This window comes from Nonomuraea terrae, from assembly GCF_004348995.1.
GTDB classification, from domain to species: Bacteria; Actinomycetota; Actinomycetes; order Streptosporangiales; family Streptosporangiaceae; genus Nonomuraea; species Nonomuraea terrae.
This window is the reverse complement of record NZ_SMKQ01000094.1, coordinates 23336-30377: the sequence shown is the minus strand read 5'-3', so window position 1 is coordinate 30377 and position 7042 is coordinate 23336. Positions and strand designations below refer to the sequence as shown.

General features: G+C 69.3%; 5 protein-coding genes and 2 pseudogenes. 4 read left to right on the top strand and 3 right to left on the bottom strand.

The genetic code is table 11. The annotated features are described in order from the left end of the window. The coding region (locus E1286_RS26380) for a COG1470 family protein (protein WP_246075172.1) at window positions 1-1242 on the top strand (1242 nt) is incomplete at its 5' end. A 62-nt stretch (window positions 1243-1304) separates the two neighbouring features. Continuing rightward, entirely contained in the window at window positions 1305-2432 is a 1128-nt protein-coding gene (locus E1286_RS26375; protein ID WP_132616498.1) for a peptidylprolyl isomerase, read from the top strand. Between the two features lie 125 nt (window positions 2433-2557). Here E1286_RS26375 and E1286_RS26370 read toward each other — a convergent pair. The 3 genes and pseudogenes from E1286_RS26370 to E1286_RS26360 form a co-directional block, all read right to left on the bottom strand. Beyond that, window positions 2558-2812 (bottom strand): annotated as a pseudogene (locus tag E1286_RS26370) (transposase); the annotation flags it as partial. Between the two features lie 28 nt (window positions 2813-2840). Next, complete coding sequence (locus tag E1286_RS26365; RefSeq protein WP_281282749.1) at window positions 2841-3164, bottom strand: alpha/beta fold hydrolase; 324 nt, start codon at window positions 3162-3164, stop codon at window positions 2841-2843. Between the two features lie 97 nt (window positions 3165-3261). After that, window positions 3262-4146 (bottom strand): aldo/keto reductase, encoded by an 885-nt coding sequence (locus E1286_RS26360; RefSeq protein ID WP_132616494.1) that lies wholly within the window; start codon window positions 4144-4146, stop codon window positions 3262-3264. A gap of 160 nt (window positions 4147-4306) precedes the next feature. On the opposite strand from E1286_RS26360, the gene E1286_RS26355 reads away from it, so the two are divergent. Together E1286_RS26355 and E1286_RS26350 are read left to right on the top strand one after the other, a co-directional pair. Next, window positions 4307-5164 (top strand): helix-turn-helix domain-containing protein, encoded by an 858-nt coding sequence (locus E1286_RS26355; protein ID WP_132616492.1) that lies wholly within the window; start codon window positions 4307-4309, stop codon window positions 5162-5164. A 439-nt stretch (window positions 5165-5603) separates the two neighbouring features. Continuing rightward, window positions 5604-6394 (top strand): annotated as a pseudogene (locus E1286_RS26350) (IS5 family transposase); the annotation flags it as partial. Window positions 6395-7042 lie beyond the last annotated feature (648 nt).

Genomic DNA, 7042 nt, shown 5'->3' with positions numbered 1-7042 from the left:
ACACCGTCCCGCGACGTCCTCCTCGGCACCCTGAAATCCACCGGCAACCCCCACGCCCACGGCCGCACCCACTCCTCCACCGAGCCTCTGCCTTCCTCAGCCACCCCTGCTTCGCAGGCCCTGCCCGCTCCAGAAGCCCCGCCGTCGCCGGCCGCCCCGAACGGCCACACGGTGACAATCCGGCTGGTCGAGTCGACGGGATCGGGCAGCCAGGCGGAGCTCTCCTCCCCTGTCCTGCCGCTCGACACCCTGATCCACTCCGACCTCCTCGAACGTCCCGGCACCCCGGCCGCCGCCCTCGACCTCAACGGCTTCGAGATCGCCACCTACCTCACCAAGGCTCCCGACCTGCTTGCCCCAGCAGCAGCGCAGACCAGCCCCGCACCCGTCCCTGCGGCAGGGCAGGCCCGTCCAGATGCGCGCTCGGCAGCGGAGCACGGCCAGTTGGAGCTCGGCCCGACCGTCGAGCCCGCGCAGCCGGTTTACAGCCGTTACTGGCTGCACAACAAGGGGCCGGCCCCGCTGGGCTATCTGCCGATCTCCATCGCCGTCGGCCCCGATCTGGTGGCTTCACCGGAGCGGCCGTTCGAGGTGGAGGTGGTGCTTTCGTCCCACCTCACGGAGGAGCCCCATGAGGGCATCGTGGACATCCGCGTGCCGGACGGCTGGGCCGCCACGCCCGCGCAGCGCCCGTTCCGGCTGGCCCCCGGCGGTCATCTCCGCTTCCCCGTCACCATCGACCCGGGAGCCGCCACACCGCCGAGGCGGGGCCTGCACTTCGTCGCGGCCCGCACCCACGTCGGCGGCCAGGTTGTCGAAGACGTCACCACCGTGGCTGTGGGCGACGGCCCGGAGCTGCCCGTGGCCGGCCCGCCACCAGAGTCGGCCATCCGCGGCACCACATCGGCCGACGCCCGCCCCACCGGCCTGTCGGTCACTCCGGTCACGGACACGCTGTCCCTCCGTCCCGGCGACCGCACCTCGCTCAGCCTCCGGCTCACGAACACGACCGCCGACGAGATCCACGGCGAGACCCAACTCGCCTCCCCGTGGGGCACCTGGGCCATGCTCCCGCAGGTCATCCAGGGCTTCACGGTCCCCGCAGGCGAGACGATCGACGTGGCGTTCCCGGTGAACGTCCCGGCTGACGCGCCGGCCGGTCACGCCTGGGCGATGGCCAAGGTCATGTGGTTCGGCCGCTGCCAGTACTCCCCGGCGATCCGCCTGGAGGTAAGCCGGTGACGCCCACTCCAACCACCGCCCACAACCACAGCCACCCATCCGGCGCTGGTCCGAACCCGGCCATGCCAACCGACGACCACATCCACACTCCGGGGAGCGGTTCGGCGGCGGTGATCGGGTGGGTCGATGACCGTCCGATCCCACGAGACCGCCTCGACCAGCGCCTCGACGAGCTACGCAACGGCCCGCTCAGGTCCGCACTGCCCGTACCGGGCACTTCGGAGGACCGCCAGCTCGCCCGCTGGGTGACCCAGGTCATCCTCACGGAGGCCCTCTGCGAAGCGACCGCCACCGACCTCGGCCTGTCCCCCGAACAAGCGACCGAACCAGATGGCTCCACCCCTGCGCAACCATCCCGCAGAAGTACGGCCCCAGCTCAACCAGCCGTGCCGGCTTGGTTCGCCGCCGACCAGAGTGTGCTCGATCCCATCGGCGATCGCGACGTACCGGAACCCAGCGTGGAGGCACGCCACGTCGCCGATCGAGCTGTCGGCGGTGGCGTCGCTGAAGCTCCTGGCCCATCCGTCGGGGAGACAGGTGTTGACGGCAGGGTTGTGTCGCATCGGGTTGTCGGCGAGCCGGTCGTGTACGAACGTTCGTCCCTGGTGGGCGGCAGCGGGGCGTCGTGGCGGCTTGATCGGGTCGCGGCTGTGGAGCTCGGGTCGATCAACGCTGCGGCTTACCACGGCAATCCGTGGGTGCGGGCCGTGTACCACCATGTCACGGCGTCAGCCTCCGTTCCTCCGGAGTGGCGGCGGTCGACCTCCTCCGGGCGCAGCCTGCGCTCCTCCGGGCGCAGCCTGCGCCACCTCGTGCGTCACCGTCTGTTTGACGATCCGGCGCCCGCCCGGGACGCGACGGAGGCCGATCTGGAGTCGCTCGGGCCGGTCGAGCTCGATTCGCTGCCGTCCGCGATCGCCGAGGCTCTCGATAGCCACCCGTACGGCACACTCGTCGGGCCGGTCGTGGACGCCCTCGGCTGGCACGTCGCCATGGCGACCCCCGTCCATCCCGCTCCTGCATCCGCCACTCTCGACGGCGACGACCATGACAGTTCGCTCGTTGAGGCCGCACGGCGGAAGGCGTTCGCGCGGTGGCTCGACGACATGCGAGCCAAGCGCGTACGGCTCGTCCCCGGCTTCGAACACCCCGGTGACCCTCGGCAGCCCGACAACCACCACAAACACTGACGCGCTGATCACGTGCCACATCGGCGGGACCAACGCCGTGCTTGTTCGCAGGAACGCCGGTGCGTATGTGACCCCACAGGTTCGCCGAGCTGTCAGCCTGCTGGCAGGGGGCGTCCACCCGGGCGGCGGCCGATGGAGTCGTCCTTGACCTGCATCTCCTCCAGCAGCCGGGCCCAGGTGCCGTCTTCGTCCCAGCGTTTGAACCGCTCGTAGCGGGTCTGCCAGGGCCCGTACCGCTCGGGAATGTCGCGCCACGGCGCACCGGTTCGGCGCCGCCACAAGATCCCGTTGACCACCTCGCGATGGTCCCGCCCGTGACGCGCCGGGTCAGGTCGCCCCCGACCGCGACGTCCGGGGCGACCCGACCGGTGGCAGCCCACGGCAGTTCATCTACCGCCCACTCAGCCTCTATGCCGTGAAGAAGTCAACGAGTGCGCGTGCGATCTGGCCGGGCGCGTTGTCCGTGGGGATGTGTCCTGCATCCGGGATACGTACGAGTGTGGTGTGCGGGATCTCCGAGGCGAACCGCTCGGCGTACTCCACCTTCTGAAAGCCGTCGTCCTCGCCCCAGATCAGCAGCTTGGGTGTGGCGTTCTGTCGCAGGGCGGGGACGATATCCCGGGTGTAGCGGTTGTCGGCTGCGCCCACCATGGCCATCCAGGAGCGGCGGACCCGCGCATCGGTCCACGGGGCCAGATACCCAGCGGCAGGTGAGGCTCGACCAAGGACCACTCGTCATCGGTGAGGTCTCCACGTGCCATAGCGATGGCCTATCAGGGCCGGAAACCGAAGCACAGGCGATCCCACGGATCTCAACTCCATACAGGCCCTAGCCCTCCGGTGCCAGGGTGGTCAGGGTGTCCATTTCCTCCGTGCTCAAGTGGAGGTCATGAGCCATGAGGTTCTCCTTGAGGTGGCGCAGGCTGGTCGTGCCGGGGATCGGAAGGGTGACGGGCGAGCGGTGCAGTTGCCAGGCGAGCGCGATCTGCTGGAGAGTCGCACCGTGGCGGCGGGCGATCGGCTCAAGCGCGGCGGTGATGCGCTCGAGGTCGCCACTGTCACCGAGCGTGACGGGGTGCCAGGGCGAGAACACGGTCCCGGCCTCCTCGGTGGCCTTCAGCAGGGTGGCTCCGGTGCGGTTCCCGAGGTTGTACAGGGCGGTGACGGCGGCAATGTCGGTGATGGACCGGGCCGCGTGGAACTGTTCCAGGGTGATGTTGGACAGGCCGATGTCACGGATGAGCCCTTGCTCGCGCAGTCCGGCCAGGGTGGCGATCTGCTCCTCGAACGGGGCGTCGGTAGCGCGCCCGCTGTGCAGGTAGTAGAGATCGATGTGCTCCACACCCAGCCGACGTGCGCTCATGTGGGCGCTTTGGCGCAGGTAGTTGCGGTTGCCGACGGCGTCCAGGGTGGAGTAGTCGAAGCCCCCGCGGACGAAGCCGCCCTTGGTCGCGATGACCAGGTGGTCCGGGTAGGGGTGGAGCGCGTCACGGATGAGGAGCTCGTTGCTGTGCGGGCCGTACACGTCGGCGGTGTCGATGAACGTCACCCCGGCGTCCACTGCCGCGCGCAGCAGCTCGATTCCGGCCTGCCGGTCGGGGTAGTCGCCCCACACCTGCCTGCCGGTGAGTTGCATCGCTCCGTAGCCCACCCGCCCGACGGCCGGTCCGTTGCCGATGGTGATCGTCGTACTGCTGGAAGTTTCCGTGGACATGCCGCGGCATCCTTTCGTCGTGGTTCGCGGAACGGGTGGCCACGGTGACCACGTCTCCAGGCAACCAGCGGCGCGCCCGCCGCCATGCCCCGAGAGGGGGCGCGTTCTACCGGGGGTACGGCAGACCCCCTCTGGTGTGCCTCCGCACTAGCCTGGAGGTATGAGCGCACCCTCCGCCGCCCCGGGCCGACGGGACATCACTGAGTTCCTGCGCTCATGCCGGGCGCGCATCACCCCGAAGGACGCCGGCCTGCCACTGCGGCATGGCACGCGCAGGGTGCCCGGGCTACGCCGGGAGGAGGTGGCGCTGCTGGCCGGCGTGAGCACCGACTACTACATCCGGCTGGAACGCGGCCGCGTGCACGCGTCCGACGCCGTCCTGGACGCCGTGGCCCGCGCGCTGCTGCTGAACGACACCGAGCGCGAGCACCTGTACACCCTGAACCGGCCGGTCCGCCCCCCTGCCGCCCCGATGCCGCCGCAGCGGCTGCGCACCGGCCTTCGCCTAGCCCTCGACTCCATCGGCGACGTCCCGGCCATGGTGACGGGACGACGCCTGGACGTGCTGGCCGCCAACCGGTTGGCCCGCGCCCTGCTGACCGACTTCGACGCGCTGCCGCACCGGGATCGCAACATGGCCCGCTTCATCTTCCTCGACGATGCGGCCCGGAAGTTGTACACCTACTGGGAGCAGGCGGCCCGCGACGCCGTCGCCGCCCTTCACCTGTACGCCGGCCGCTACCCCGGCGACCCGCTGCTCGCCGAACTCGTGAGTGACCTGTCCACCCGCGACGCGGACTTCCGCCGATGGTGGGCCGACCACAAGGTGATCCGCCGCAGCAACGGCGTGAAGTACTACCACCACCCCGTGGCCGGCGACCTGGCCCTGGGCTACGAGGCCTTCGCCCCCGTCGGCGATCAGGACCAGACCTTCGCCCTGCACACGGCCGAGCCGGGCTCGCCCTCCGAGCTGGGCCTGCGCTCACTGGCCGCCTGGACCCGGGAGCACCTCGCCTGAACTCATCGGCGGAGCTCGTGCGACGCGCGGGGTGGGGGCGTGCCCGGGTGTTTCGCCGAGTTCGCGATGCCGGTTGAGGACGTGGGCCTGGCGAATGGTGTGGTCGGCTGAGTCACCAGGGATCCACCAGCCGGCCCTCGTCAGACGGCGACGCCCGCCTCCGACACTTACGGAAGCGGGCTTTTCGGTTTCGCGGGGCCGCGCCCGCCGTCGACGAGGGGCGGCAGAGCGGCCGCCATGAACCCGTTGGGAGCTGACAGCTCCTGCCAGATCGTCCTTCCGTTGGTGTCGTTGCAGTACACCTGGGTGACAGCCGGAGCTGAGGGCGCGAGACAGAGACCGGAGTTCCGGTTTTCACTCCCCCACCTCCCGCCGCCCAGGGCCGAAGCGTTAGGGAGTGTCTGACAAATGATCGACGTTCGCGGTCGAATGGTTGATCATGGTGCGACGTGGCGAGCTGACTGACAAGGCGTGGGCGCCGATCGAGCCGCTGCTGCCGTCGACCGACGGGCGGGGCCGTCCCTGGCGGGACCATCGCGAGGTGGTCAACGGGATCTTGTGGCGGCGCCGAACCGGTGCGCCGTGGCGCGACATTCCCGAGCGGTACGGGCCCTGGCAGACCCGCTACGAGCGGTTCAAACGCTGGGACGAAGACGGCACCTGGGCCCGGCTGCTGGAGGAGATGCAGGTCAAGGACGACTCCATCGGCCAGGTCGAGTTCACCGTCAGCATCGACTCCACCATCGCCCGCGCCCACCAGTACGCCGCCGGAGCCCGTATAAGGGGGACGACGGCGGGACGATCGATACGAAGCAATCGCAAAACCGGCAGGCGCTCGGACGGTCCCGCGGCGGACTGACCACCAAGCTGCACCTGCTCGTCGAGGCCCGCGGCCTGCCGCTGGTCCTGCACCTGACCGGCGGCAACGTCGTCGACTGCACCGCGTTCGAGGCCGTGCCGGCCAAGCTCCGGCTGCGCCGCCCGAACGGAGGCCGCCCGCGCACCCGGCCGGACAAGCTGATCGGCGACAAGGACTACTCCACCCGCAGGATCCGGCTCGACCTGCGCCGGCGCGGCATCAAGGCGGTCATCCCCGAGCGGCGTGACCAGATCGCCAACCGCAAAGCGCAAGGGCAGCCACGGAGGCGGCGCGCCATCGCCACCCGTTTCGACAAGCTGGCCAGCCGCTACCTGACAGGTGTCACCATCGCCTCGCTCATGCTCTGGCTCCGCAACACCGAATTGTCAGACACTCCCTTAGTCGCGCTCGGCGGCCTGGGTTTCCCGGCGCTCGATGATGCGGCGGGTGAAGGGGATCACTTCGACGACGCGCGTACCCAGGTAAGCGCCGATGAAGGCGAGCACCAGAAGCACGATGGGACTGGTGGCGAGGCCGTTCAAGGTGACGAATGCCTGCAGGATCACGTCGAGCGCCATAGAAGTACTCCGAGGGACGGCGAACGGGAAGGTGTTCAGCGTAACCGGACTCCACAGGTGCTCGCGGCCAAATCGGATAAATGGCTACATGATCGAACAAGTCGCCATCAATCGTATGAAACCAAACGCATGAAAAGTGTTGCGGTGGTGAGTGGGCCACGAGTGCTTGTGCCTTTTCTCGGGCTTGGCATCGGGTTCGGGTGGCTGGTGTCCGTCCTTTTCCAGGACGCGGTCCACGATTCTGAGTGAGCCGCTACGTCGGTCGTGTTGAACGGCTTAGGGACGTCATGGGTTTTCTCAGCCACAGGGACTCGGATCGCCTGGAACTGGAGGCCATGTGGTGGCGGCCGCCCCCGGGCCGCAGGTGATCAATGGCGATGGCAGACCACGCACGGCCACCCGCACGCGTACAGGACTCGGCGAGCGACCCGACACGCGATC